The sequence below is a fragment of the Streptomyces sp. NPDC028368 genome, from assembly GCF_055565615.1.
The window spans coordinates 137,231-161,152 of sequence record NZ_JBVHTY010000016.1; the positions used below are offsets into that span (position 1 = coordinate 137,231).

Consider the following 23,922-nt stretch of genomic DNA (forward strand, 5'->3'; position numbering starts at 1 on the left):
CTCTTACGCTCGCGCTATGCCGGAAAAGAGTCAGGAACGCCTCGCGACAGACCTGGGCGCGGCCGTCGGGCAGCTGATGCGGCACCTTCGCGCCGCATCCCCCCAGGGTGAGCTCAGCCCCACCCAGCGCGCGGTCATCGCCCGGATCGACGCCGACGGGCCGGCCACCACCGCGGCGCTGGCCCGCGCCGAGCTGGTCCGCCCGCAGTCCATGCGGATGACCCTGAGCGCGCTGGAAGAGCACGGCGTCCTCGCCCGCAGCCCGCATCCGACCGATGGGCGACAGGTCGTCTTCTCCCTCACCGAGGAGGGGCGCCGCGCCCTCGAGGTCGTACGGCAGGCCAAGCAGAACTGGCTCGCCGTGGCCATCGAGGAACGCCTCGGCCCGGAGGAACAGCGCACCCTGGCGACCGCGACCGACCTGATACGACGGCTGACGCAGGAATGACGCCTCTGCTCCTCGGCTCGCTCCTCAACCGTTCCAATTAAGTGAGCAGGAGGGAGAAGATCTTCCCGCGGCTCGGCGAGACCGGCACGACGGAAGCAATCCTCAAGCTGCTGGCCTGAGTTGGCGGTACCGGCCCGCCCGCCGGACGGCGGATCACGCTGAGTAGGATCCCGCCATGAGCGCTTCGGAGCCCACCATCCTCGCCACCTCCGGTGGTCACCGCATCGGAAACCGGACGATGGTGGCCTTCGACGCTCTGGTGCACCATGCAGTCGAGCTGTCCGGGGTCCACGGACGCCGGCCCCGCGTCATGTACGTCGGCACCGCGATCGGCGACGCCGAGCACTTCACCGCGCGGATGACCGAGGCGGCCCGGGTAGCAGGGTTCGACCTGACGCCGCTGCACCTGTTCCCCATGCCGAATCTCGAGGACGTGGCGGGCACCGTCCTGGAGCAGGATGTCGTGTGGGTCATGGGCGGTTCGGTGGCGAATCTGCTGGCGGTGTGGCGGGTGCACGGGCTCGATACGGTCTTCCGCCGCGCCTGGGAGGCGGGTGTGGTGCTCAGCGGTGTCAGCGCGGGGTCGATCTGCTGGTTCGAGGGAGGCGCCACCGACTCCTTCGGACCCGAACTGCGGCCGCTCACCGACGCGCTCGGCTTCTTGCCGTACGGCAACGGCGTCCACTACGACAGCGACCCGGGGCGCCGCCCGCTGGTGCACCGGCTCGTCGCGGACGGCACCCTGCCCACCACGCACTGCACCGACGACGGCGTGGGTCTGGTCTACCGGGGAACCGAGCTCGTCGAAACCGTCACGGAAGCGCCGGGAAAGGGCGCGTACGTGGTCGTGCGCGAGGGCGGTTCGGCCGTCGAGGAACGGCTCGAACCGCGCCGGCTGCCGGCACCGCGCCGGTAGCTTGCGCGGCGGAGCGACACGCCCGGTGCCTGCGTACGGCTACGGCGCCGGGTGACCCACCGGTCTGCGCTCGTGCCACCGCAGATCGTCCTGCAGCTGCGCCGCCAGCGAGATCAGCCGCGGCTCGCCGTGCGCCGGGCCGAGGAGTTGGGCGCCCAGCGGCAGGCCGTCCTTGCTGAATCCGGCGGGGATGCTGACGCCCGGCCAGCCGAGGACGTTCCACGGCCAGGCGTAGGGGCAGGCGGCGATCATGGCCTGATCCGTGCGCCAGCCGTTGAGTTTGGCGAGGGTGCCGATACGCGGCGGCGGGGTGGCGGTGGTGGGGGTCAGAAGGATGTCGTAGGGGCCGAACAGGGCGCCGATGCGGCGTTGTTGGCGTCGCTCCGCAGCGCGGGCGCGGCGGAGCACGGGGCCGCCGAGGATGCGGCCCATGCGGACGGATCCGAGGGTGCGGGGGTCGAGGAGGGTGCGGTCGGGGACGCGGGCGGCCCATTCGCCGACGCCGGCGGTGGCGCGCGGGACGAAGGAGAGGCCGACCAGGCCGTAGTCGGGTTCGGCCTCCTCGACGAAGTGGCCGAGGCGGGCGAGGGTGCGGGCCATGCCGGTGACCGCGGCGCGGACTTCCGGGTGCAGCGGTTTGCGGGTGAAGGTGATGGGCGGTTTCCAGGAGAGGGCGATGCGGAGGCGGCCGGGGTCGCGGCCGGCGGCCTCGCGGGCCCCGATGGCGGGCGGACGGTGCAGATCACCGTCGTGGTTGCCGCTCGCGACGTCCAGGAGGAGGGCCGCGTCCTCGACGGTGCGGGCCAGCGGGCCGATGCCGGTGATGCCCTGGAAGGACTCGGCGTCCGGCCAGGTGGAGATGCGGCCGCGTTGCGGCTTGATGCCGATGAGGTGGGACCACGCCGCCGGGATACGGACCGAGCCCGCGCCGTCGGTGCCGAGCGCGGCGGGGACCAGGCCGGCGGCCACCGCGGCGGCCGAGCCGCCGGAGGAACCGCCGGGGGTGTGGTCGAGGTTCCAGGGGTTGCGGGTGTCGCCGAAGGCCGGTCCTTCGGTGAACGGCCACTGCCCCAGTTCGCAGGCGTTGGTCTTGCCGACGATGATCGCGCCGGCCGCGCGCAGCCGCCGTACGACCTCGGCGTCGTGTTCCTTGGGCGGAAACTCCCCGGCGCAGCCGAACGCGGTGGGCTCGCCCGCCACGTCGGTGTCGTCCTTGACCGCGACGGGCACGCCGAGGAGCGGCAGCCGTTCGCCGGCGGCCAGCCTGCGGTCGCCGTCCGCGGCCTCGGCCATCGCCGCGTCGGGCCGTACCCGCCGGAAGGCGTTGACGGTGCCCTGGGTGGCCTCGATGCGCTCCAGGGAACGCCGTACCAGCGCGGTGGAGGTCACCCTCCCGTCGGCCAGTGCCCGCGCCTGTTCGGCGAGCCCTTCCAGTTCTCCGGCCGTCGTGCGGAGACGGCCTGCCGGGCCGGGGCCCGTTCCGCCGCCACGGCTCTCGTCAACGCTCACTGTGCGCGCCCTCCCTGGGACCGTTCTTGCGAACGGACCGTTCTTGCCGACGAACGGTCCCAGGAGGCTAGTCGGCACCAACGGGGCCAGCAATGACGCCGCGCGGTAGGCCACATGGACGTCATACGGACGGCACAGCGCCCGTGAGAGAGGACCCTGGACTACGGTCGGACCACCATCGCCGAGCCGCCGCCGCGCCGTACCTTTTCGGCCGCCGCGAGCCAGCGTCCGTCCGGCAGCCGCTGTACACCGGTCGCCGCCCCGATCTCCGGGTTCTGTGTGAAGGTGTGGCCGAGCGCCTCGAGTTGGCCGCGGACCGGGCTGTTCCACAGGGCAGGTTCCAGCTCGGTGGCCGCCGCGTTGCGCTGGCTGGCGCGGGGCGCGGCGATGGCGTCCACCAGGGGCATACCGCGGTCCAGGAAGTTCACCAGGGACTGGAGGACGGTGGTGATGATGGTCGCGCCGCCGGGTGAGCCGAGGGCGACCACGGGCTTGCCGTGGCGCAGCACGATGGTGGGAGAGATGGACGAGCGCGGGCGCTTGCCGGGGCCTGGGAGGTTGGGGTCATGGACGGCCGGGTTGGCGGGCGCGAAGGAGAAGTCCGTCAGCTCGTTGTTGAGGAGGAAGCCGCGGCCCGGGACGACGATGCCGCTGCCGCCGGTCTGCTCGATGGTGAGGGTGTAGGCGACGACGTTGCCCCACTTGTCGGCGACGGTGAGGTGGGTGGTGTTCTCGCCCTCGTACGTCGTCGGGGCGGCCTTGCCGGCGGTGCCGCAGGGTTCGGGCCGGCGCGGGTCGCCGGGGGCGAGCGGGCTGGTCAGGGCCTTGTTGTCGTGGATCAGGCAGGCGCGGGAGTCGGCGAAGCGCTGCGAGGTCAGGCCCTGGGTCGGTACGTCTTCCTGCGCCGGGTCGCCGACCCAGCGGCCGCGGTCGGCGAACGCGATCCGGCCGGCCTCGATGTAGCGGTGCAGGTACTGCTTTTCGGTCAGGCGGGAAAGGTCGCTCTTCTCGAGGATGTTGAGCGCTTCGGCGATGCTGGTGCCGCCGGAGGAGGACGGGCCGATGCCGTAGACATCGAGGCCGCGGTAGGTGGTGTGGGTTGGCGCCTGGCCGAGGGCCCGGTAGGCGCGGAGGTCGTGCGCGGTCAGGTCGCCCGGTCGTACGGTGCGCTCCGCGCCGGAGCGGACCGGTGGCTTGCGGACGGTGCGTACGACGTCCCGGCCCAGGTCGCCGCCGTAGAGCGCACCGACGCCCCGCCTCGCCAACTCCCCGTAGGTACGGGCCAGATCGGGGTTCTTGAATGTCGAGCCGACCACCGGGAGCTTGCCGCCGGGGAGGAAGAGGCCGGCGGTGGCGGGGAAGTCGCGGAAGCGGGCCTCGTTGGCGGCGGTCTGCTGCCGGAAGGTCTCGTCGACGGTGAAGCCGTCGCGGGCGAGGCGCCGGGCGGGGCGCAGCACCTGCCCGAGCGACCGGCTGCCCCACTTGCGCAGGGCCGTGTCCCAGGTGGCGGGCGTCCCCGGGGTGCCGACGCTCAGGCCGCTGGTGACGGCGTCGTCGAACGGGATCGGCTTGCCGTGCTCCAGGAAGAGGTTCTTGTCGGCGGAGCGCGGGGCGGTCTCCCGGCCGTCGAGGGTGCGTAGGGTGCGCGTACCGGCGTTGTAGTAGACGAAGTAGCCGCCGCCTCCCACTCCCGAGGAGTACGGCTCGGTGACGCCGAGGGCGGCGGCGGTGGCGACCGCGGCGTCCACGGCGTTGCCGCCCTTTTTGAGTACGGCGATACCGGCGGCGGAGGCGTCCGCGTCGACGCTGGAGACCGCCCCGCCGTAGCCGACGGCGACCGGGGTCTTGGCGGGGGTGGCGTGCACCTGGGGCGAGGGGCCCTGCGGTGGTGTGGACCGGGCGGCGGCCGGGGCCGTCAGCAGGGAGCCGGCCAGCGCGGCGGCCGCCCCCAGGACAGTGAGACGTCGGGCGTTCGGCATACCGGGTTGTCCTCCAAGTGCGTACGCATCGGGGGGGCGGTAGGGGCCCGGAGCCTACTCGCGGACGCGGCCCCTCGGCAGAGGGCATAGCGGGACAAGCCGGCCCAGCCACCAGCCCGCCCTCGAACACACACCCGGGCAGCCGCTACGCTCCCCCGCCATGGATGACACCCTGCTGCTCCTGACCGTGGCTGTCGCGGCCCTCGCTGTGGGCCTGGCTGCCGGCTGGGCCGTGCAATCGGCGGCGGCCCGCCGGAAGGTGACCCGCGAGCAGAACTTCTTCGGCCTGCCGGACGGCTCGGAGTGCGTGCTGGTCACCCACCGGGACAGCGCCTCGGCCCACTGGAGCATCCCGCGCCACGACGCGCTGGCGCTGCTCGGGCTGGCCGCGGTGATCGAGAACTGCGGGGCGCACCCGGAGGTCGCGCCGCACGACACCGGTCTCCAGGGCTTCGGGGCGCGCACCGAGTTCTGTGTCGGCGACCCGACCGCGCACCGCCGCCTGGCGGCCCATATGGCCAATCTGCTGCCGGGCGTCGCGGTGCATCCGGGCGACGAGTCCGGCGCCGACCGCGGCACCTTCACCATCGGCGGCACGGCGTACCGGATGGAGCCCGGCGCGACCGAGTACGTCCTGCTGGCCCGGCTGACGGCCGGTGAGGGCGACCGGCCGGTGTTCCTGGCGGCCGGTCAGCGCCCGGTCACCCATCGGGCCGCGGTGCGCCACCTCGTACGCAACCGGGCCCGGCTGGCCCGTAAGCACGGCGCCGGGGGCCAGTTCGCGCTGCTGCTGAAGGTGGTGAACTCGCAGGCGTACGGGCCCGATGTCGTCGAGCTGGTCGCGGATGTCACCAAGGCCGCGATCACGGCCGCCGAGCCGAAGGGGCACCGGGCGGCGGCCTGACGCCCGGCGGGCGGGCGCGCTCGGAGAGGGCACGCTCACGGAGAGGGCACGCTCGGCGGGCGGCCGCCAGGGGGATCTGCGAAGCTCGGAAGCATGATCGCCAGCCTGCGTGCCATCGTCCTGCACTGGACCGGTGTGCTGCCGGTCCTGGCGGTCATCCTGCTGGCCGTGACGTGGGGCCGGTCGCTGCCGGTCGCCCTGGTCGTCGTGGTCTCGTGCTTGCTGGCCGGAGCGGTGCTGGCCGCGGTGCATCACGCCGAGGTGATCGCCCATCGGGTGGGCGAGCCGTTCGGGTCCCTGGTACTGGCGGTCGCGGTAACGATCATCGAGGTGGCGCTGATCGTCACGCTGATGGCCGACGGCGGCGACAAGAGCGCCGCGCTCGCCCGGGACACCGTCTTCGCGGCCGTGATGATCACCTGCAACGGCATCGTCGGACTGTGTCTCCTGGTGGGCGCCCTCAAGCGCAAGGTGGCCGTCTTCAACGCCGAGGGCACCGGCGCCGCGCTGGCGACCGTCGCAACGCTGTCCGGTCTCAGCCTGGTCCTGCCGACATTCACCACCACCACGCCGGGGCCGCGGTTCTCCACCCCGCAGCTGGTCTTCGCCGCGCTCGCCGCGCTGGTGCTCTACGGCATGTTCGTCACCACCCAGACGGTCCGGCACCGAGACTACTTCCTGCCCGTCACGGCGTCCGGCGAGGTGATCGACAGCGAGGAGCACGCCGATCCGCCGTCCCGCCGGACGGCGATGGTCAGCCTCGGTCTGCTGGCGCTGGCCCTGATCGCGGTGGTCGGGCTGGCCAAGGCGGTGTCGCCGACCATCGAGTCCGGTGTGGCCGCGGCGGGCCTGCCGTCCTCCGTCGTCGGCATCGTGATCGCCCTGCTGGTCCTGTTGCCGGAGACCATCGCCGCCGTACGGGCCGCGCGCCGGGACCGCGTACAGACCAGCCTCAATCTCGGCCTGGGCTCGGCGATGGCCAGCATCGGCCTCACCATCCCCGCGGTCGCGGTCGCCTCGATCTGGCTGACGGGCCCCCTCTACCTGGGCCTCGGCGCGACCCATATGGTCCTGCTCGCCCTCACCGTCATGGTGGGCACCCTGACGGTGATCCCCGGCCGTGCCACACCCTTGCAGGGCGGCGTCCATCTGGCCCTGCTGGCCGCGTACATCGTGCTGGCGGTCAGCCCCTGACGCCCCCGGCCACGGCCCGGCCGAACGGGCGCGGAACCCCTCGCCCCGGGGTGTGGCTGCGGCCCGAGGCGGTGGCCGCGTGCGGCGGCGGCGATCGCGCCCGGACCGTTACGGCGTTGCGGCGGTAGCTGCCCCGGCTGCTGGACCGCGAGTACCGGCCGATCCGTATCGAGGCCTGAAGGCGGGCAGGGCGCGCACCGCGCGGTTGCACGTCCCCATATCCCTGCACGTCACCCGGCGCGCCGACCGCACGCCGCGGCCGCGGCCGCCATGGGTGACGACTGTCACCCGGGGCTCCGCCGCGGCAACGCCGGCCAATGGTTTATCGTTCAATTGGAGACGGCGCGGAAACACTTTTCCGTACGCCTCCACCCCCAAGCTGCCCCGGCCGAAATCCCCCGTTCGGCCGGGGCTTCCCCTTTTCCGGGGCTTGCGGTGCACTGCCGCGGGCGCCCGTCGCGCCTCACCCGCCACCCACCTCACCGAAGGTGCGACGCCCCGTTGACGTCGAGCACCGCGCCGGAGGACCAGACCGCGTCGGGCGAGGCCAGGTAGTGGACGGCGGAGGCCACCTCCTGCGGTGTGGCGACCCGGCCGAACGGGCTCTGCTGCCTGACGTCGTCGGTGAGACGGTCCGCGACCCGCTCGGTCCCGACGAACCCCGGCGCGACCGAGGCGACGCCGATCCCGTACGGCGCGAGATGCACCGCCAGCGACTGGCCCATGGCGTGCAGCGCCGCCTTGGACGCGCCGTAGGCCGGATGATCCGGCTCGCCGCGGAAGGCGCCCCGCGATCCGATGTTGACGATCCGCCCCGCCACCTCCCGCTCGATCATGTTCCGCGCCGCGCAGTAGCTGATGTGCGCCGCCCCGAGCAGATTCACGTCCACGATCCCTCGCCAGGCGGCCTGCCACTCCTCGAACGACGTACGGTCCAACGGGTGCGCCACATTCGCTGCGGCATTGTTGACCAGCACATCGATCCCGCCGAGCCCGTCCACCGCCGCCTCGGCGATCTCCGCCGCGCCGTCCGGCGTCCGCACATCTCCCTGGACCAGGATGTGCCCGCTCCCCGCCAATCCGGCGAAGGCCTCCTCGGCCGCCTCCCGACGCGACGCGTAGTGCAGCGCGACCCGGTCTCCGGCCGCCGCAAACCGCTCCGCAACCGCGCGGCCGATGCCCCGCGAGGCACCCGTCACCAACACCGCCCGACTCATCCGCAATCCCCGCCTCTCCTCAACAGCCTCGACGGTCCTTGACCGCCTCGACAGTCGTTGACCGCCCTTGGCATCCTGCTCCGTGATGATCAGAAGTGATCGTATGTGCGCGTGACCTGGCCTGGTTGCACCGTCACCAGCCGCCCGGTCACCGTCAGGGACGGGCGCCCCGCTCCCCCGCTACGAGCACGCCGACATCACCGAGCTCGAACTCCCCTCCCGGCACTACGACTCCGCTGCTTCCCGGAGCCGGCATCCGCCGACTGCCTTTCTGGCGCTATCTGCTGGTGTTCCGCGAGGGCGCATGATGCCGGCGGCGCCTGACGCGGGCGGGCGCGGGGCGGGCGAACACAGGGCAGGCAGGCGGGCAGGCATCTCGCCGGGCAGGCGGGCAGGCACCTCACCACCCGAGCGCGCCGGGAAAACCACCCGTCTCCCCGCCTGGACATGCCGCGCAGGAGAATCCGGTTTTCCATGCTGAGTGTCCGATGCGCTCTGCCATGCCGCCCCTTTCCCGGGGCGGCATGGCGGGGCACCACCGGCCCTAGGTGCCCGGCAGCGCGTCGGCTCCCCGCAGAGGCTGCCCGGACGTGCCGGACGTGCGGAGCCCGCACCGCACGGCCCCGCCTGGCCCCGCCTGGCCCCAGGCCCCGTATCGCCCGATCATCGACATATGGCCCCGACCGATGAGCCTGGCTTTTCGCCGTATCCCGAGGTCCGGCCGATGCTGGCCACCGTCGGCCCGCTGCCCGCCGAGCACGAGCAGGCGTTGTGGGCGTTCGAGGCCAAATGGGACGGTGCGCGCTGCGTCGTCAGCACGTCGGGGGACGGCACGGTCCGGCTGGCCACCCGGGCCGGGAACGACGCGACCACGACCTACCCCGAGCTCGCCGCGCTGGGCGCGCAGCTGCGCGGCCGGCCCGCGGTGCTGGACGGCGAGGTGGTGGTGCTGGACGCGCGGGGGCGGCCCGATTTCGGGCTGCTGCAGCGCCGGATGGGGGTGGTGAACCCGCGCCGCACGGCCCGGCTGGCCATGGAATACCCGGTTCACCTCGTCCTTTTCGACGTGATGTATCTGGGCCGGTCGCTGCTCGGGACGCCGTATTACGAGCGCCGCGCCATCCTCTCCCAGCTGCGCCTGCGCGGCGCGAACTGGTCGGTGCCGGCCCATGTGGAGGGCCATGGGCAGCAGGCATGGGAGGCGTCGCTGCGGGGCGGCATCGAGGGTGTGGTGGCGAAGCGGCTGACCTCGCCGTATACGCCGGGCGTACGGTCACCCGAGTGGCGCAAGACCAAGCATCTGGTGACGCTCGACGTGGTCATCGGCGGCTGGACGGAAGGTCACGGCGGGCTCACCGGGCTCCCGGGTTCCGTCCTGGCGGGCGTGGAGGAAGCGAGCGGGCTGCGGTACGTCGGCTCCGTGGGCTCGGGCCTGTCCGACCGGGAGCGGCGGGATCTCGCGCAATATCTGGGGGTGATCCCTCTGGGCCACTCCCCCTTCACCAACCCGGTGGACGTGACCGGCGCCCACTGGGCAGAGCCCCGGCTCATCGCCGAGGTCACCTTCACCGGCTGGACCTCGGGGGGACGGCTACGGCACCCGATCTGGCACCGGCTGCGCCCCGATCTGACGCGCCTCGGGTGAGGTCGCCTCACGCCATGGGCCGGCAACCGCGAGGCAGGGACGGCTGCCCCTCGGTGCCTCGTCTCACGCGAGGCTCATGGCCGTTTCACGGGCTGCAGAACTCGGCGGCGGCGATGGATCCGCCGCCGTTCTCCTCGTCCGTGCCCAGGACCCCTTCCCGTGATACGGACCGTCGTCGCCCGGGTCCGATGCGGACGACACGGTCAGTTCACCTGAGGCCGAGATCTTGACATCCGAGATGTGCCGGACGTCCTCGGCCGGATACGGCGCGCTGAATTCCGCGGAATCGCGCTTGCCGAAGTCATTGGTGGCCGGATCCCATTTCGCGGTGGTCAGCTTCGCCGGCCGGCCATCCTGCCCCCGGTCCGCCCAGACGGCGACGCTTTCGCCCTTCGTCGCGGTCAGCGCGAATCCCTCGTAGTTACCGTCCGAGGTAATTCCGGGCAGCTGGAATGCGCTCACGGCGTGAGCGATGCCCTTTTCCACGTGAATGCGGTACGTCGTACCGCTGCCGGCCAGCCAAGCCGCAAGTGCAGCAGGTGCAGTGGGCCGGGCGGTAGCGCACTGCAACCAGCCGGTTCTCGCCGGGGTTCTTGTTGTCACGGACGGCGAGGGTGTCCACCGCGTCACCGTCCCGGCCGTCGACCACGATTCCGCTGATTCCGGAGGTGATGCCGTCACCCACCCGCTGCCAGTCGGCCGCAGATGCGGCATGGGCGGTCGCCGTGGGCGCGATGAGCGCGGCGCCGGCTATGACGACGCCGAATAGTTTCTTGATCATCGGCCGATTCCAGGTGCGGCTCCCGGGTTACCGGTAAGTGGCCATTACGCCCTTCGTAAAACTTTGAATGACCGCCGGCCAACGAATATCACTCGGCATCAAATCCCAACCTCCATAACACTATTCCCGGACATATCTCTTTGTACGGGATCGCGTCACGGCCCGGCGAACGGGGAAGGCTCGCCACGCACAGAGCACGCACAGAGCACGCACAGAGCACGCACAGAGCACGCACAGAGCACCACAGCCACCACCCACGGAGAGCACACAGGAAGGAGCCGGCGATGGCGCGCCCCACCCACGACGACGGCAACCACCACGGCGATGACGGCGGCGCCGCCGCGGAAGGCAACGCCGTATACGGCAGAAAGCCGTTCAAGCGCTCACGGAGCCATTTCGCGGACCGCATCACGGCGGACGGCCGGGACGGCTGGCCCGTGCAGCCCGGCCGCTACCGCCTCGTTGTCAGCCGCGCCTGCCCCTGGGCGAGCCGGGCCGTCATCGCGCGGCGGCTGCTCGGCCTGGAGGACGCGCTCTCGCTCGCCGTCACCGACCCCCTTCAGGACGAGCGCAGTTGGCGCTTCACCCTGGATCCCGGCGGCCGCGACCCCGTACTGGACATCCGCTACCTCAGCGAGGCCTACGACACCCGCGAGAAGGACTACCCGGGCGGGGTCAGCGTCCCCGCCATCGTGGACGTCCCCAGCGGGCAACTCGTCACCAATGACTACCAGCAGATCACCCTGGACCTGGCGACCGAATGGCAGGCGCTGCACCGCCCCGGCGCGCCCGACCTCTACCCCGAGCCGTTGCGGGAGGAGATCGACGAGGTCATGAAGGGCGTCTACCACGACGTCAACAACGGGGTGTACCGAGCCGGATTCGCCACCGGACAGAGCGATTACGACGACGCCTGTGGCGATGTCTTCCGGCGCCTGGATCTGCTGTCCGAGCGGCTGGCCGACCGCCGCTATCTGGTCGGCGACACCATCACGGAGGCCGACATCCGGCTGTTCACCACGCTGGTGCGCTTCGACGCCGTCTATCACGGCCACTTCAAATGCAACCGGTTCAAACTGGCCGAGGACCCGGTGCTGTGGTCGTACGCCAAGGACCTCTACCAGACGCCCGGCTTCGGCGACACCGTCGACTTCCACCACATCAAGCAGCACTACTACCGGGTGCACACGGGCATCAACCCGACCGGGATCGTCCCGCTCGGCCCGGATCTCAGCGGCTGGCTGACGCCCCACCACCGGGAGGAGCTGGGCGGCCGCCCGTTCGGCGACGGGACACCGCCGGGCCCCGTACCGGCGGACGAGGAGGTGCCTGCGTCGGGGCGCCCGTAGGACTGGGCGAGCCGATGGCGGCCACCGGCAGGTGCCAGGGCACCGCCATCGCCGCCCGGATCGTCCGCCTCTGGCGGGACGTCAGCCCGCCGGGCGCCGAGGCCGGCGCCGCAACAGGGCGAAGGACGTCCGGACTTCCTGCGTGAAGAGATCCGGCTCCTCCATCGCGGCGAAGTGTCCGCTCCGCTCACTCCCCCTCACCTCCGCCGGCGCGCCCGGCGTTCTCCTCGATCCAGCGGCCGTGCGCCTCCCAGGCGGCCTGTTTGCTCATTCCCAGCGCCGCCCCGACCTGCGACCAGGAGGCGCCCGCGGCCCGAGCGGACCGCACCGAGAGCTGCCGGCCGTACGCCGCCTTGCGCGCGATCACCTCACCGAGCGCCAGCATCTCCAACACCTCATCCCTGCCAAGCGGTTGAACGTCTGGATCGGAAGCCAGGGAGTCCCGCAGCCGGAGGGCGTCGTAGCGGGCCGTGGCGGTCAGCAGGGTGAAATGCCCCTCGAGGCTTTCGGGAGTCAGCATGGGCCCAGCATTTCGTCATGGCGACCTGACGTCAAGCAGACATGACGCACAAGGGGCGGGTGCCGCGGCATGAGACTCACCCTCGCCTCCTCGACGTTACCCACCCGTAACCTACCGACGGGTTACCACAGGTAAGCCGTGGACCTTACCCTCCAGTCAACTCGAGCCCCGTGCGCCCCACCTGTCCTCGGACAGCGCCCGAGCGGCTCGCATCGAGATCTGGAGCAGAGAAGATGACGCCCTCCCGCACGACCTTGCGCGCCGCGATCGGCACCGTCTCCGCGGCGGTACTCGCCACCACGGCTCTCACCGGCGCGCCGGCCACCGCCCAGGCCGCGACCGTGGAATCGGCGCCCGCATCCGGCGCGCCCTCGGTGAAGTTCGTCGACATCAAGGGCGACGGCGGCATCACCCTCAAGGCGAACGTCTTCACCCCGGCCGGTGCGGACGGAACCCGGCGGTACCCGGTCCTCGTACTGCCCACCAGCTGGGCCATGCCGCAGGTCGAATACATGGCGCAGGCCCAGAAGTTGGCCGAGGCGGGCTATGTGGTCGTCGGATACAACTCGCGTGGCTTCTGGCAGTCGGGCGGGAAGATCGAAACCGCCGGCCCGCAGGACATCGCCGATGCATCGAAGGTCATCGACTGGGCGCTGGCCCACACGCCCGCCGATCCGCACAAGGTCGGCATGGGCGGGGTCTCGTACGGGGCCGGGATCAGCCTGCTGGCGTCCGCATTCGACAAGCGGATCAAGGCGGTTGCGGCGCTCAGCGGCTGGGGCAACCTGATCGACTCCATCTACAGCGGCCGCACCCAGCACCTCCAGGCAGCGGCGATGCTCGGCGGCGCGGGCGCGCTGACCGGCCGCCCCAGCCCCGAACTGCAGCGCATCCTCAAGGACTTCTTCACGTCCGATCTCGCCAAGGAGAAGGACATGATCGCGTGGGGGAAGAAGCGCTCCCCCGCCACCTACATCGACAAGATCAACGCCAATGGCGCGGCCGTCATGCTCGGCAACGCATGGGGCGATTCCCTCTTCCCGCCGAACCAGTACGCCGCCTTCTACGAGAAGCTGAAGGGGCCGAAGCGGCTGGAGTTCCGGCCCGGTGACCACGCGACGGCGGAGGCGACGGGACTGTTCGGGCTGCCCAATGACACCTGGACGAACACCAAGCGGTGGTTCGACCACTACCTCAAGGGCGCGGACAACGGCATCAACCGCGAGTCGCCGGTCCTGCTCAAGTCCCGTTCCACCGGGGCGTACGAGGGCTACCCGAGCTGGAAGGACGTGCCGTCCGCGCACCGGAGGATCGAGCTGGGCGGCAGCCGGCAGATCCACACCAATCTCGACTCCGGCGCCGACGGCGGGCTGATCTTCCTCTCCAGCATGCTGGACCAGTTCTTCCGGCTGCCTCCGATGGCGTCCATCCCGCTGCTGCCGCGCTCACTGGCCGCCGTCTGGCAGTCCGAGCGCTACGAGACCGGGCAGCGGGTGCGCGGTACGACCCGTCTGCACACCACCGTGGCGAGCACCGCCGAGAGCGGCACCGCCATCGCCTACCTCTACGACGTGGGCCCGCTCGGCCTCGGCAAGCTGGTCACCCACGCCCCGTTCACCTTCCACGGCAAGACCCCGGACAAGCCCTTCGGCCTGGACCTGGACCTCTTCTCCACGGCGTACGACGTCCCGGCCGGGCACCGTCTCGCGGTGGTCGTGGACACCGTCGACCCGCTCTACATCGAGCACAACCCCAGTGGCGCCAAGCTGACGTTCTCCTCCCCGGCGGGCGATCCCTCGTATGTGTCGGTGCCGGTGCGCGACTGAGGCGCGGTACCTCCGGAGGGGGGACGGGAGTCCGGCCACGTGCCCCCGCTCCGGCGGGCACGTGGCCGCTCTCATCCCTTCGGCTGGTGGTCCCCTCCCGGGAGCAAGATGCCCGGCTCCGGTAGGGCCACCTCGTCCGCCTTGACCTTCGGGTTGCGCCGCTGACGCTTGGCGGCCCAGTTGGCGAGCCAGGAGAGCAGCATGCACATACCGATGTAGAGGGGCGAGATGATCATGACTACGGGGATGAAGGGAAGGCCGTAGTCGAGGTTGGCGGCGATGAGCTTGCCGGCGTGCAGGAATTCCTCGTAGGTGATGAGGTAGCCGAGCGAGGTGTCCTTCAGGGCGACGACCAGCTGGCTGATGATCGCCGGGAGCATGGCGCGGAGCGCCTGCGGCACCAGGACGTGCGTCATGACCTGGGTCTTGTGCATGCCGAGCGCGTAGGCGGCCTCCCGCTGGCCCGGGTCGACGGAGTTGACGCCGGTACGGAAGACCTCGGCGAGCACCGAGCCGTTGTAGAGGGCCAGACCGGTGACGAGGGCGGGCAGTGGTGCCACCTTCAGCGCCACGTAGATGAAGAAGATCATGACGAGGACGGGCATCGCGCGGAAGAACTCGACCACCAGCGTGCTCACCCAGCGGATGAGCCGGTGCTCGGAGAGCCGGCCGACCGCGAGCACCGCCGCGAGCGCCAGCGACAGGACCGCCGCGAGGCCGAAGGCGCGCAGCGTGTTGCCGAGTCCGGTGAGCAGAAGTTCCTGAATTCCCTTGTAGGTGAAGGGAGTCCACTTGGTCGCGGTGAACTGGCCGGTGGCGAAGAGGAGGTGGATGATCCAGGCGATCAGGCCCAGGATCGCGACGGTCGAGACGAGGCCGTAGAGGCGGTGGCGTTGTTTGGTACGGGGGCCCGGGATGTCGTAGAGGGCGGTGGTCGAGGTCATCGGGCGACTCCGTAGCGCTTCTCCAGCAGGTTGAAGAGCGCGCTGATGGTCAGGGTCACGATCAGATAGCCGACGGCGATCCAGACGAAGGTCCAGATGATGCTGTAGCCCATCTCGTTGAGCGGTTTGTAGACGCCGAGGAGTTCGACGACGCTGAAGGCGCCGGCGATCGCGGAGTTCTTGGCGAGCGCGATGAGGGTCGAGCCGATGGGCGGGATGACCGAGCGGAACGCCTGCGGAAGGATGATGTCGCCGAGGGTCTGCGGGAAGGTCAGGCCCAGGCTGCGGGCCGCCTCCCCTTGCCCGGCCGGCACGGTGTTGATGCCCGAGCGCACCGCCTCGCAGATGAAGGCGGAGGTGTAGCAGCCGAGGGCGAGGATGGCGAACAGCTTGAAGGGCAGCACGAGCCCGAAGCGCGGCAGGCCCAGCACCACGGCGAAGAACAGCAGCGTCAGCGGCGTATTGCGCAGCACCATCACCCAGGCCGTGCCGAACGCCCGCAGTGAGCCGACCGGCGCGACGCGGAAGGCCGCCATCAGGAAGCCGAGGACGAGGGCGAGGAGCGAGGCGAAGACGGTGAGTTCGAGGGTGCCCAGCAGGCCGTCCCCGTAGAGGGAGAGGTTGTCCAGGAGAACGTTCACGGGTCGGGTCCTAGCTCGCCGGGTAGCGGTCGATCGGGGGCGGCTTCGGTGCGGGCACTCCGGACACACCGAGCGTCGCGTGGTACGCCTTCTTCCAGTTGCCGTTCTTCTCGTCGGCGGCGAGCACGGTGTCGAGGGCGAGGCGCAGGGCGTTGTCGCCGCGCGGTACGCCGATCCCGTACGGCTCCTCGGAGAACGGCTTGCCGACCACCTTCAGCTCGTCGGGCACCTTGGCCGCGTACCCCAGCAGAATCGCGTCGTCCGTGGTGACCGCGTCGACCTGATAGGTCAGCAGGTTGTCCACGCACACCGAGTAGGCGTCGTACGTGACCAGATCGGCCTTGGGGTATTCGGCCGCGATGCGCTGCGCCGGCGTCGAGCCGGCCGCCGAGCAGACGCGTTTGCCGGCCAGGTCCTGCGGTCCGTGGATGTCTTTCTCATCGCTGCGGACCAGCAGCGACTGACCGGCCATGTAATACGGCCCGGCGAAACCCACCAGCTTCTTGCGCTTGTCGTTGATGGTGTAGGTGCCGACGTAGTAGTCGATCTGGCCGTTCTGCAGGGCCGTCTCGCGGTTGGCCGAGGCGATCGTCTTGAACTGGATGCTGCCGGGCGGAAAGCCGAGACCGGCGGACAGCATCTTGGCGATCTCGATATCGAAGCCGGTGTAGCGGCCGGACGCCGGATCCTTCTCGCCGAGATACGGCTGGTCCTCCTTGGCGCCGACCACGAGATGCCCGCGGCGTTCGGCCCTCTCCCAGGTCGGCGAGGCGGACAGCCGGAAGTTCTTGGCGACCGGGTACCGGGGCAGTTCGCTGCCTTTGGGGCCCTTGACCGGTGGGCTGCCGTCCCGGCCGCAGCCGGCCACGGCCAGCGAGAGCGCGGTGAGCAGGACTGCCACCAGGGCGCGGCGCAGGGGCGTGAGAGGAAAATGCGGCATCGCGGCGCCCCCGTTCAGTGCTTGAGAATCTTGGAGAGGAAGTCCTTCGCGCGTTCGCTCCGCGGTGCGGTGAAGAATTCCTCGGGGGTGCGGTCCTCGACGATCCGGCCGTCCGACATGAACACGACGCGGTTGGCGGCGGACCGCGCAAAGCCCATCTCGTGCGTGACCACGACCATCGTCATGCCCTCCCGGGCGAGCTGGCGCATGACTTCCAGCACCTCGTTGATCATCTCCGGGTCGAGGGCGGAGGTCGGCTCGTCGAAGAGCAGCGCCTTGGGGTCCATGGCGAGGGCGCGGGCGATGGCGACGCGCTGCTGCTGGCCGCCGGAGAGCTGGGCCGGATACTTGTCCGCCTGGGAGGCGAGCCCGACCCGGTCGAGGAGTTCGCGGGCCCGCTGCGCCGCCTCGTCCTTCTTCGTCCTACGGACCTTGACGGGCGCCAGCATGATGTTGGCCAGCACGGTCTTGTGGGCGAAGAGGTTGAAGGACTGGAAAACCATGCCGACTTCGGCACGCAGCTTGGCCAGCGCCCGGCCTTCTTCGGGAAGCGGTCTGCCGTCCAGCTCGATGCTGCCCGACTCGATGGTCTCCAGGCGGTTGATGGTCCGGCACAGGGTGGACTTCCCGGACCCTGAGGGCCCGATGACCACCACCACCTCCCCGCGGCCGACGGTGAGGTCGATGTCCTGGAGGACGTGCAGTTTTCCGTAGTGCTTGTTGACCCCGCGCAGTTCAATCAGCGCATCACCGGCCATATGCAGACCTGCCCACTCTCATCCGTACAGGGGAGAGCCCGCAAACTACCGGGAGGAAAGGGGTGTATTTCTCTGGACACGCACGTAGCGAAGGATAGAGGGACGTAATCCACGGTTACGGAGGAACTCCTCGCGGCGCCGTCGCCCTGCGCTCCATCGGCCGGCGGCTCAGCTCTCGTCGGCCTCGGCGTAGACCTGGGACAGCTCGGGCGCGCCGACATCCGCCCACTCATGCCCCGCTTCCACCACATCGATCTCCCGCCCCGACGCCAGCCTGACCACCGGCTGCCCGTCCGGCCACACATGCCATACGGCGCCCCGCACGGTGCGCACCAGGACCGTCCCCAGATAGAGACCCGCGTCATTGCCGAGCCAGGACACCACTTCCGGGTCGTCCCGCCAGACCGGCTGCAGCTGGTCCAGCGCCTCCAACGAGCCCACGGAGTCGTCCAGTTCCACCCCCTCGGCGGCGGCCTGCGCCCGCAGCAGCTCGCATTCGGACAGCAGCTCGACGACGCTGTCGGGATCGGCGCTCACCGACTCCGCCAGTGGCACCGACCGGTCCGCCCGAGAGCGCTTGCGCCACTTGTCCAGGAAAGACATGTTCATGGTGCGAGGGTCCCACCCGTACCAGGGCCACGGCCACAGGCGCGCGGCGCGACGGATCCTCGATCGTCACCTTGACGCCCCCGGCCGGCCTCCCTACTTTCATGGCGCTCGGATCGGATCCGCCGGATCCGCAGAAGCGCCCCGCCCCTCGCGGGAACGGCCGGATCGCAGCTCGGAACCTGCCCGTTGACCTCGACCGATGTCATCTGACGTCACCTCACGTCGCCGCAGCCACCAGAGGGAAGGCATTCATGCGCGTACGACCATGGAGCACCGCCCTGGCACTTCTGCTCACCGCGACCGCACTGCCCGCCGCCACCGTCCTCGCGGCACCGGCCGCGGCGGCGCCCCACCCGCAGCGCCCCTTGCCCTTGGCGAGCCTCTTCGACAACACGGCCGTCAGTGACAACGCCGGACCGGACGCCGCCGACTTCGACGGCGCGGGCCATTCGCTCTCCGCACAGGACCTGGCGGCGGCCGGCTGGACGCCCGGCCGCACGCTCGTCATCGACGGGGCGCGGCTCGGCCTGCCCCGTAAGGCGGCCGGCGCGCCGGACAACGTGGTGGCGGACGGGCAGGCGGTGGCGCTGCACGGACGGGGCGGCGCGCTCACGTTCCTGGTCGCCGGGACCGGGCCGGCCGACGAGGGCGCGCCGGCGTCCGGCACCGGAACGGTGCACTACCGCGACGGATCCCGCACCGCCTACGAACTCACCGCGCCCGACTGGCGATCGGGGCCGCTGAGCACCAAGGCGGTGGCGCTGCCGCACATCAACGGCGCGGGCGGGCAGAGCGCGCAGTCGGCGCGGCTGTACGCGGTGTCCGTACCGCTGAAGGCCGGGCGCGAGGTGGCGTCGGTGGTGCTGCCGCGGGACCCGGGACCGGCCGCCGATCTGCATGTCTTCGCGGCGGCGGTACGGGACAACTCGGAGGGCAGAACCGGGAGTTGGGCGGCCGGTACGGCCGGCTACCGGGCGGTGGGCCCCTGGACGGACCGTACGCTGCGGCTGGTCGTGCACGCCGGCGCGGGCGGGCCGCGGGCGCGGATACGGCTGGCGAACACCTTCGCCGCGGCGCCGGTGGACATAGGGGCGGCGAGCGTGGCGGTGCAGGACGCGGGCGCCGCGGCGGATACGGCACCCGTACCGCTGACCTTCGGCCGCGGCCGCACCGGCACCCGCATACCGGCGGGCGCCGAGGCCTTCAGCGATCCGGTGGACTTCCACGTCCCGGCGGACACCAACCTCCTGGTCTCCCTCCATCTGCCGGGGACGGTGACGGCGGCGCCGGTCCACCAGGAGGCCGCCCAGGTGTCCTATCTGAGTGCGCCGGGCAGCGGAGACCGCACGGGTGACACCGGGGGCGCGGGCTATCCGGAGACGATGACCATCTGGCCGTTCCTGACCGGCGTCGACGTCGACGGCGGCCCCGGCTCGATCGTGGCGCTGGGCGACTCCATCACCGACGGGGTGAAGTCGACGAGCGGCGCCAACCGCCGCTGGCCCGATGTGCTCGCCCGCCGCTTCCAGTCGGGGACCGCCCTCCCCCGCTACGGCGTCCTCAACCAGGGCATCTCCGCGAACCGCATCGTCACCGACCGCTACCAGGGCGACGGGGTCAGCACCGACACCGGCGGGGTCAGCGCCCAGCACCGCCTGGAGCGGGATGTGCTGGCGCAGCCCGCCGCCCGTACGGTCGTCGTCTTCGAGGGCATCAACGACGTGCGCTGGGGCACCTCGGCGGACGAGGTCATCGCCGGTCTGCGCGCCCTCGCCCGGCGCGCGCACGAGCGGGGACTGCGGGTCGTGGCGGCCACCATCACTCCCTGCGAGGGCTACCCGGACTGCACACCGGCCGTCGAGGCCCGCCGGCAGTCCGTCAACGCGTTCCTCCGCGCCCACGGCGGAGCCTTCGACGCGACGCTGGACTTCGACGCCGTGCTCCGCGATCCCCAGCGGCACCGGCGGATGCTGCCCGCCTACGACAGCGGCGACCATCTCCACCCCGGCGACGCGGGGCTGAAAGCGCTCGGCGAGTCGGTGGACCTGCGGGCGCTGGTGCCCGGACGGGGGTGACGGCACCAGCGCCTGGCGGCTCGCTCCGGGTGTGCGGCGTCAGCCGGCCAGGTCCGAACCGAAGCCGGTGAGCGGGCCGTTGGTGACGCCGACCGTGGTGGGGCCGAAGCTGGTGGTGGCGGTGGGGTCGTAGAGCGAGGAGGCGGTGGTGCCCGGCAGGTGCCACAGGGCGCCGCCGTCGTTCTCCTGGCCGGCGATCGCCGTGAGGTCGGCCCGCCCGTCGCCGTTCACATCCGAGGTGAGCAGCTGCGAGCCGAAGTTGTCGTCCAGCCGTGCACCAGCCGGTCGAGCCCGGCGTGACGGATCTTCGCCTCCTGCTGTGCCAGGCGGCCGTTGGTGACGACCATGCACACCCAGCCGTCGGTGACCGCCCTGCCGAGCGTCTCGCGGGTGGCCTCGGCCAGGACGACGCGATCGGCGCCGCCGCGGTCGAGGAGGCTCCGAACGGCACTCGCGGGCACGGCCGCCCCGTACCGCCCGGCCTTGGCGTCGGCCACCGCCTCTCTCGGGGTGTACCCGCTCGCGTCGACCGACATCAGCCACTCGATATCGGCCGCCGGCAGAGCGTGCTCGGCCAGGAAGGCGGTCATCGCCGCGCGGAAGGCGGCATCGCGGTCGACGAGAGTGTTGTCGAGATCCAGCATCAACAGCGGCATACGGCGGCCGGCCCCACTCATGGGTCTCCGCTCAAGCGTCGTGGCTCAGGCCTCGTGGCTCAGGCGTCGTGGCTCAGGCGTCTCCGCTCGCCCGTCCGCTCCTGCCTCGTCGCTCATACATCGAGATCCACGACGACCGGCGCATGGTCCGAGGCGCCCTTGCCCTTGCGCTCCTCGCGGTCGACGTAGGCGTCCGAGACGGCCTTGGCGAAGGGCTCGTTGCCGTAGACCAGGTCGATGCGCATCCCGCGGTTCTTGGGGAAGGCGAGCTGGCGGTAGTCCCAGTAGGTGTAGGGGTGGTCGTACTTCAGGGGGCGCGGTACGACGTCCGTCAGGCCCGCCTCGCGGAGGGCGGCGAGGGCGGCGCGCTCGGCGGGGGTGACATGGGTGGCGCCCACGAAGACGGCGGGGTCCCAGACGTCCTCGTCGGTCGGCGCGACGTTGAAGTCGCCGAGGACCGCGAAGGGGCGGGAGCCCGCCGTGTCCTCGGCAACCGCCGCCTTCAGCGCCTCGAACCAGTGGAGCTTGTAGCCGTAGTGGGCGTGGTCGACCTCGCGGCCATTGGGGACGTACACCGACCAGACGCGGGCCGGGCCGCAGGTGGCCGAGACGGCGCGGGGCTCCTGTACGCCCTCGTAGTCCGGGCCGCCGGGCAGGCCCATGACGACATCGTCCAGGCCCACCTTGGACAGCAGCGCCACGCCGTTCCACCGGCCGTCGGCGTTGACCGCCGCTTCGTAGCCGAGCCGGCGCAGCTCGTCGTACGGGAACTGCTCGGCCGAGCACTTGGTCTCCTGGATGCACAGCACGTCCGTGCCGGTGCTCTCCAGCCAGGCCATCAGCCTCGGGAGGCGGGCGGTGATCGAGTTGACGTTCCAGGTCGCGATGCGCATGGACGTAAACCTACAGCGAGGGTCTGACAGTCAGCGGAGCGGCGGCCGCAGGAGTGGCGGTCGGCCGGGTGGCCCTCAGCCGAGTGTGGTGCTGGCGCCGGGACTCAGGCGGCCGTGGTCGGCGCCGCCGAGTTTGCCGATCATGGCGTCGTAGAGCGGGCGGGCGTGGTCCTGGAGCAGGCTGTCGTGGATGTCGATGGCGCTGCGGGGCGCGACCGCGCGGACGTAGTCGATGATCTCGGCGATCTTGTTCCAGGGGGCGTGAACCGGCAGCAGGAGGGTGTCGACGGTGCGGCCCTCGGGGACGGTGAGCGCGTCGCCGGGATGGAAAACCGCACCGCCGTCGAGGAGATAGCCGACGTTGGTGATCCGGGGGATGTCGGGGTGAATGACGGCGTGCAGCTGGCCGTGCACCTCGATGTCGAACCCGGCGGCGGTGAAGGTGTCGCCCTCGCCCACGGTGTGCACCCGGCCGGGGAAGGCGGCCGAGAGCTGGTCGGCGACGCTGGCCAGGGTCCAGATCTCGGCGCCCGGGTTCGCCTCCATGCCCGCCCGCAGCCGCTGCTGGTCGAAGTGGTCCATGTGCTCATGGGTGACCAGGATCGCGTCCGCGCCGACGGCCGCGTCCTCCTCGCTGAAGGCACCGGGGTCGATGACGAGCGTCTGCCCGTCCTTCTCGAGACGGACGCAGGCATGGGTCTTCTTCGTAAGTTCCATACGGCCATCTTGCCGCGGGGTCCGGCCGCCCACCCGCAGAAAGGATCGAGTGCCCCTCACCCCTCCGGCGTTGTCTCTTCCTTTATCACCCGCTGGGCCACCGCGAAGGCGGAGTTCGCTGCCGGGACGCCGCAGTAGATCGCGGTGTGCATCAGGACCTCCTTGATCTCGGTGGGGGTGAGGCCGTTGCGGAGGGCGGCGCGGACGTGCAGGACCAGTTCGTCGTGGTGGCCGCCGGCGACGAGGGCGGTGAGGGTGATGATGCTGCGGGTACGGCGGTCGAGACCGGGGCGGGTCCAGGTCTCACCCCAGGCGTAGCGGGTGATGAAGTCCTGGAAGTCGCCGGTGAAATCGTCGGCCGCGGCCTCGGCGCGGTCGACATGGGCGTCGCCGAGGACCTCGCGCCGGACCTTGATGCCCGCGTCGTAGGTGCCGCCGCGGGCCGGTTCCGGCTTGGTGAGGCCGGACTCTATGGCGGCGGGGGGCGCCACCGGGGGCGGCGGGGGTGCGATCTGCGCCTTGGGGGCGGCGGCACCGATCGCGGCCTGGCCGGCCGGCCCTGGCTTGTCGTGCCAGGCGGTGGTGAAGTGCCGGATGAGGAGCTCGGTGACGGCCGAGGGCTGCTCGACGGGTGCGAGGTGGGAGGTGCCGGGCACCAGGGCCAGGCTCGCGTCCGGTATGCCGGCGACCAGCGTGCGGGCGTCGGTGGTCGGGGTGACCTGGTCCTCGGAGCCGACGACGACGAGGGTGGGCACGCCGACCCGGCTGAGTGAGGACCGTACGTCGTAGGCGGCCAGCGCCTCGCAGGCGGCGATGTAGCAGCCCGGGTCGGTGGTCCGCACCATCTGGACGGCCCATTCGACGATGGCGGGCTGGGCGCCCGCGAAGCCGGTGGTGAACCAGTGCTCGGGGGCGGTGCGGGCGATCGGGTCCAGTCCGTTCGTACGGATCACCACGCCGCGCTGGCGCCAGGCGTCCGCGGTGCCGTAGCGGGGCGACGAGGACACCAGGGCCAGGGAGGTGACCCGGTGCGGGCGGGTGAGGGCCAGCTGGAGGCCGATGGCACCGCCGATGTTGCAGCCGGCGTAGCCGAACCGCTCGACGCCCAGGAGGTCGAGGGTGGCGACCAGCCGGTCGGCGAGTTCGGCGATGGAGGACGCGGCGTGGGCGGGCGAGCCTCCGTGACCTGGCAGATCGAAACGGATGACGCGCCAGTGGCGGGTCAGTTCGGGGATCTGCCGGTCCCACATGTGCCAGGTGGTACCGAGCGATGCGCCCAGTACGAGTACGGGTGCGTCGTCGGGACCGTCGATCCGGTGCTGCAGGGTCTTCTCGCTCACCCGACCACGCTACCGACTCCGTGACACGGTCCTGACACCCAGGTCAGGAAGAAGTGGGACG

24 protein-coding genes are annotated in these 23,922 nt (G+C 71.2%); 8 read left to right on the forward strand and 16 right to left on the reverse strand.

Features of this window, described 5'->3' with window-relative positions; all coding sequences use genetic code 11:
* Nucleotides 1-16: 16 nt before the first annotated feature.
* Nucleotides 17-448: a MarR family winged helix-turn-helix transcriptional regulator gene (locus ACZ4S3_RS31350; protein WP_467940231.1), complete on the forward strand. Its 432-nt coding sequence runs from the start codon at nucleotides 17-19 to the stop codon at nucleotides 446-448.
* 175 nt (nucleotides 449-623) lie between these two features.
* Nucleotides 624-1,364: a Type 1 glutamine amidotransferase-like domain-containing protein gene (locus ACZ4S3_RS31355; RefSeq protein ID WP_467940233.1), complete on the forward strand. Its 741-nt coding sequence runs from the start codon at nucleotides 624-626 to the stop codon at nucleotides 1,362-1,364.
* A gap of 39 nt (nucleotides 1,365-1,403) precedes the next feature.
* Here the strand turns inward: ACZ4S3_RS31355 and ACZ4S3_RS31360 are convergent, their stop codons facing one another.
* Both ACZ4S3_RS31360 and ggt read right to left on the reverse strand, forming a co-directional pair.
* Nucleotides 1,404-2,873, reverse strand: coding sequence for an amidase (locus tag ACZ4S3_RS31360; protein WP_467940236.1), 1,470 nt, complete (start codon nucleotides 2,871-2,873; stop codon nucleotides 1,404-1,406).
* A gap of 161 nt (nucleotides 2,874-3,034) precedes the next feature.
* Nucleotides 3,035-4,852 (reverse strand): gamma-glutamyltransferase, encoded by a 1,818-nt coding sequence (gene ggt / locus ACZ4S3_RS31365; RefSeq protein ID WP_467940239.1) that lies wholly within the window; start codon nucleotides 4,850-4,852, stop codon nucleotides 3,035-3,037.
* Between the two features lie 160 nt (nucleotides 4,853-5,012).
* Between ggt and ACZ4S3_RS31370 the strand changes: the two genes are divergently transcribed.
* Entirely contained in the window at nucleotides 5,013-5,756 is a 744-nt protein-coding gene (locus tag ACZ4S3_RS31370; RefSeq protein ID WP_467940242.1) for a hypothetical protein, read from the forward strand.
* Between the two features lie 93 nt (nucleotides 5,757-5,849).
* Nucleotides 5,850-6,950, forward strand: a complete 1,101-nt coding sequence (locus ACZ4S3_RS31375) for a calcium:cation antiporter (RefSeq protein WP_467940246.1) — start codon at nucleotides 5,850-5,852, stop codon at nucleotides 6,948-6,950.
* A 479-nt stretch (nucleotides 6,951-7,429) separates the two neighbouring features.
* Here ACZ4S3_RS31375 and ACZ4S3_RS31380 read toward each other — a convergent pair whose 3' ends face one another.
* Nucleotides 7,430-8,167, reverse strand: coding sequence for an SDR family NAD(P)-dependent oxidoreductase (locus ACZ4S3_RS31380; RefSeq protein WP_467940251.1), 738 nt, complete (start codon nucleotides 8,165-8,167; stop codon nucleotides 7,430-7,432).
* A 673-nt stretch (nucleotides 8,168-8,840) separates the two neighbouring features.
* On the opposite strand from ACZ4S3_RS31380, the gene ligD reads away from it, so the two are divergent.
* Nucleotides 8,841-9,812 (forward strand): non-homologous end-joining DNA ligase, encoded by a 972-nt coding sequence (gene ligD, locus ACZ4S3_RS31385; protein ID WP_467940256.1) that lies wholly within the window; start codon nucleotides 8,841-8,843, stop codon nucleotides 9,810-9,812.
* Nucleotides 9,813-9,875: 63 nt separating this feature from the next.
* Here the strand turns inward: ligD and ACZ4S3_RS31390 are convergent, their stop codons facing one another.
* On the reverse strand, nucleotides 9,876-10,274 hold the full coding sequence (locus ACZ4S3_RS31390) for a hypothetical protein (RefSeq protein ID WP_467940260.1): 399 nt from the start codon (nucleotides 10,272-10,274) through the stop codon (nucleotides 9,876-9,878).
* The gene (locus ACZ4S3_RS31395; RefSeq protein ID WP_467940264.1) at nucleotides 10,234-10,593 is read right to left on the reverse strand and encodes a hypothetical protein; all 360 of its coding nucleotides are present in this window, start codon (nucleotides 10,591-10,593) and stop codon (nucleotides 10,234-10,236) included. The genes ACZ4S3_RS31390 and ACZ4S3_RS31395 overlap by 41 nt, the downstream gene beginning before the upstream one ends.
* A 284-nt stretch (nucleotides 10,594-10,877) precedes the next feature.
* On the opposite strand from ACZ4S3_RS31395, the gene ACZ4S3_RS31400 reads away from it, so the two are divergent.
* The gene (locus tag ACZ4S3_RS31400) at nucleotides 10,878-11,942 is read left to right on the forward strand and encodes a glutathione S-transferase family protein (RefSeq protein WP_467940266.1); all 1,065 of its coding nucleotides are present in this window, start codon (nucleotides 10,878-10,880) and stop codon (nucleotides 11,940-11,942) included.
* A gap of 187 nt (nucleotides 11,943-12,129) precedes the next feature.
* Here ACZ4S3_RS31400 and ACZ4S3_RS31405 read toward each other — a convergent pair whose 3' ends face one another.
* Nucleotides 12,130-12,462 (reverse strand): hypothetical protein, encoded by a 333-nt coding sequence (locus tag ACZ4S3_RS31405; RefSeq protein ID WP_467940270.1) that lies wholly within the window; start codon nucleotides 12,460-12,462, stop codon nucleotides 12,130-12,132.
* A gap of 233 nt (nucleotides 12,463-12,695) precedes the next feature.
* Between ACZ4S3_RS31405 and ACZ4S3_RS31410 the strand changes: the two genes are divergently transcribed.
* Complete coding sequence (locus tag ACZ4S3_RS31410) at nucleotides 12,696-14,288, forward strand: alpha/beta fold hydrolase (RefSeq protein ID WP_467940272.1); 1,593 nt, start codon at nucleotides 12,696-12,698, stop codon at nucleotides 14,286-14,288.
* Between the two features lie 71 nt (nucleotides 14,289-14,359).
* Here the strand turns inward: ACZ4S3_RS31410 and ACZ4S3_RS31415 are convergent, their stop codons facing one another.
* The 5 genes from ACZ4S3_RS31415 to ACZ4S3_RS31435 all read right to left on the reverse strand — a co-directional run bounded on the left by ACZ4S3_RS31415 (nucleotide 14,360) and on the right by ACZ4S3_RS31435 (nucleotide 18,180).
* Complete coding sequence (locus ACZ4S3_RS31415) at nucleotides 14,360-15,232, reverse strand: amino acid ABC transporter permease (RefSeq protein ID WP_467940275.1); 873 nt, start codon at nucleotides 15,230-15,232, stop codon at nucleotides 14,360-14,362.
* Nucleotides 15,229-15,873: an amino acid ABC transporter permease gene (locus tag ACZ4S3_RS31420; RefSeq protein ID WP_467940278.1), complete on the reverse strand. Its 645-nt coding sequence runs from the start codon at nucleotides 15,871-15,873 to the stop codon at nucleotides 15,229-15,231. The genes ACZ4S3_RS31415 and ACZ4S3_RS31420 overlap by 4 nt, the downstream gene beginning before the upstream one ends.
* Before the next feature lie 10 nt (nucleotides 15,874-15,883).
* The gene (locus ACZ4S3_RS31425; RefSeq protein WP_467940280.1) at nucleotides 15,884-16,813 is read right to left on the reverse strand and encodes a glutamate ABC transporter substrate-binding protein; all 930 of its coding nucleotides are present in this window, start codon (nucleotides 16,811-16,813) and stop codon (nucleotides 15,884-15,886) included.
* Nucleotides 16,814-16,827: 14 nt separating this feature from the next.
* Nucleotides 16,828-17,571 (reverse strand): amino acid ABC transporter ATP-binding protein, encoded by a 744-nt coding sequence (locus tag ACZ4S3_RS31430; protein ID WP_467940285.1) that lies wholly within the window; start codon nucleotides 17,569-17,571, stop codon nucleotides 16,828-16,830.
* Between the two features lie 168 nt (nucleotides 17,572-17,739).
* Complete coding sequence (locus tag ACZ4S3_RS31435) at nucleotides 17,740-18,180, reverse strand: DUF6278 family protein (RefSeq protein WP_467940288.1); 441 nt, start codon at nucleotides 18,178-18,180, stop codon at nucleotides 17,740-17,742.
* 251 nt (nucleotides 18,181-18,431) lie between these two features.
* On the opposite strand from ACZ4S3_RS31435, the gene ACZ4S3_RS31440 reads away from it, so the two are divergent.
* Nucleotides 18,432-20,255 carry an SGNH/GDSL hydrolase family protein gene (locus ACZ4S3_RS31440; RefSeq protein WP_467940292.1) on the forward strand — a complete coding sequence of 608 codons (1,824 nt, stop codon included), beginning with the start codon at nucleotides 18,432-18,434 and terminating at the stop codon, nucleotides 20,253-20,255.
* Between the two features lie 39 nt (nucleotides 20,256-20,294).
* Here the strand turns inward: ACZ4S3_RS31440 and ACZ4S3_RS31445 are convergent, their stop codons facing one another.
* The 5 genes from ACZ4S3_RS31445 to pcaDC form a co-directional block, all read right to left on the reverse strand.
* Nucleotides 20,295-20,486, reverse strand: a complete 192-nt coding sequence (locus ACZ4S3_RS31445) for a hypothetical protein (RefSeq protein WP_467940297.1) — start codon at nucleotides 20,484-20,486, stop codon at nucleotides 20,295-20,297.
* Nucleotides 20,483-20,932: an HAD family hydrolase gene (locus ACZ4S3_RS31450; protein ID WP_467940301.1), complete on the reverse strand. Its 450-nt coding sequence runs from the start codon at nucleotides 20,930-20,932 to the stop codon at nucleotides 20,483-20,485. Before ACZ4S3_RS31450 ends, ACZ4S3_RS31445 begins: the two co-directional genes overlap by 4 nt.
* Before the next feature lie 92 nt (nucleotides 20,933-21,024).
* Nucleotides 21,025-21,804: an exodeoxyribonuclease III gene (locus ACZ4S3_RS31455; RefSeq protein WP_467940304.1), complete on the reverse strand. Its 780-nt coding sequence runs from the start codon at nucleotides 21,802-21,804 to the stop codon at nucleotides 21,025-21,027.
* A gap of 75 nt (nucleotides 21,805-21,879) precedes the next feature.
* Nucleotides 21,880-22,521, reverse strand: coding sequence for an MBL fold metallo-hydrolase (locus ACZ4S3_RS31460; RefSeq protein ID WP_467940308.1), 642 nt, complete (start codon nucleotides 22,519-22,521; stop codon nucleotides 21,880-21,882).
* Nucleotides 22,522-22,577: 56 nt separating this feature from the next.
* Nucleotides 22,578-23,861, reverse strand: coding sequence for a bifunctional 3-oxoadipate enol-lactonase/4-carboxymuconolactone decarboxylase PcaDC (gene pcaDC / locus ACZ4S3_RS31465; protein WP_467940312.1), 1,284 nt, complete (start codon nucleotides 23,859-23,861; stop codon nucleotides 22,578-22,580).
* Nucleotides 23,862-23,922: the final 61 nt, after the last annotated feature.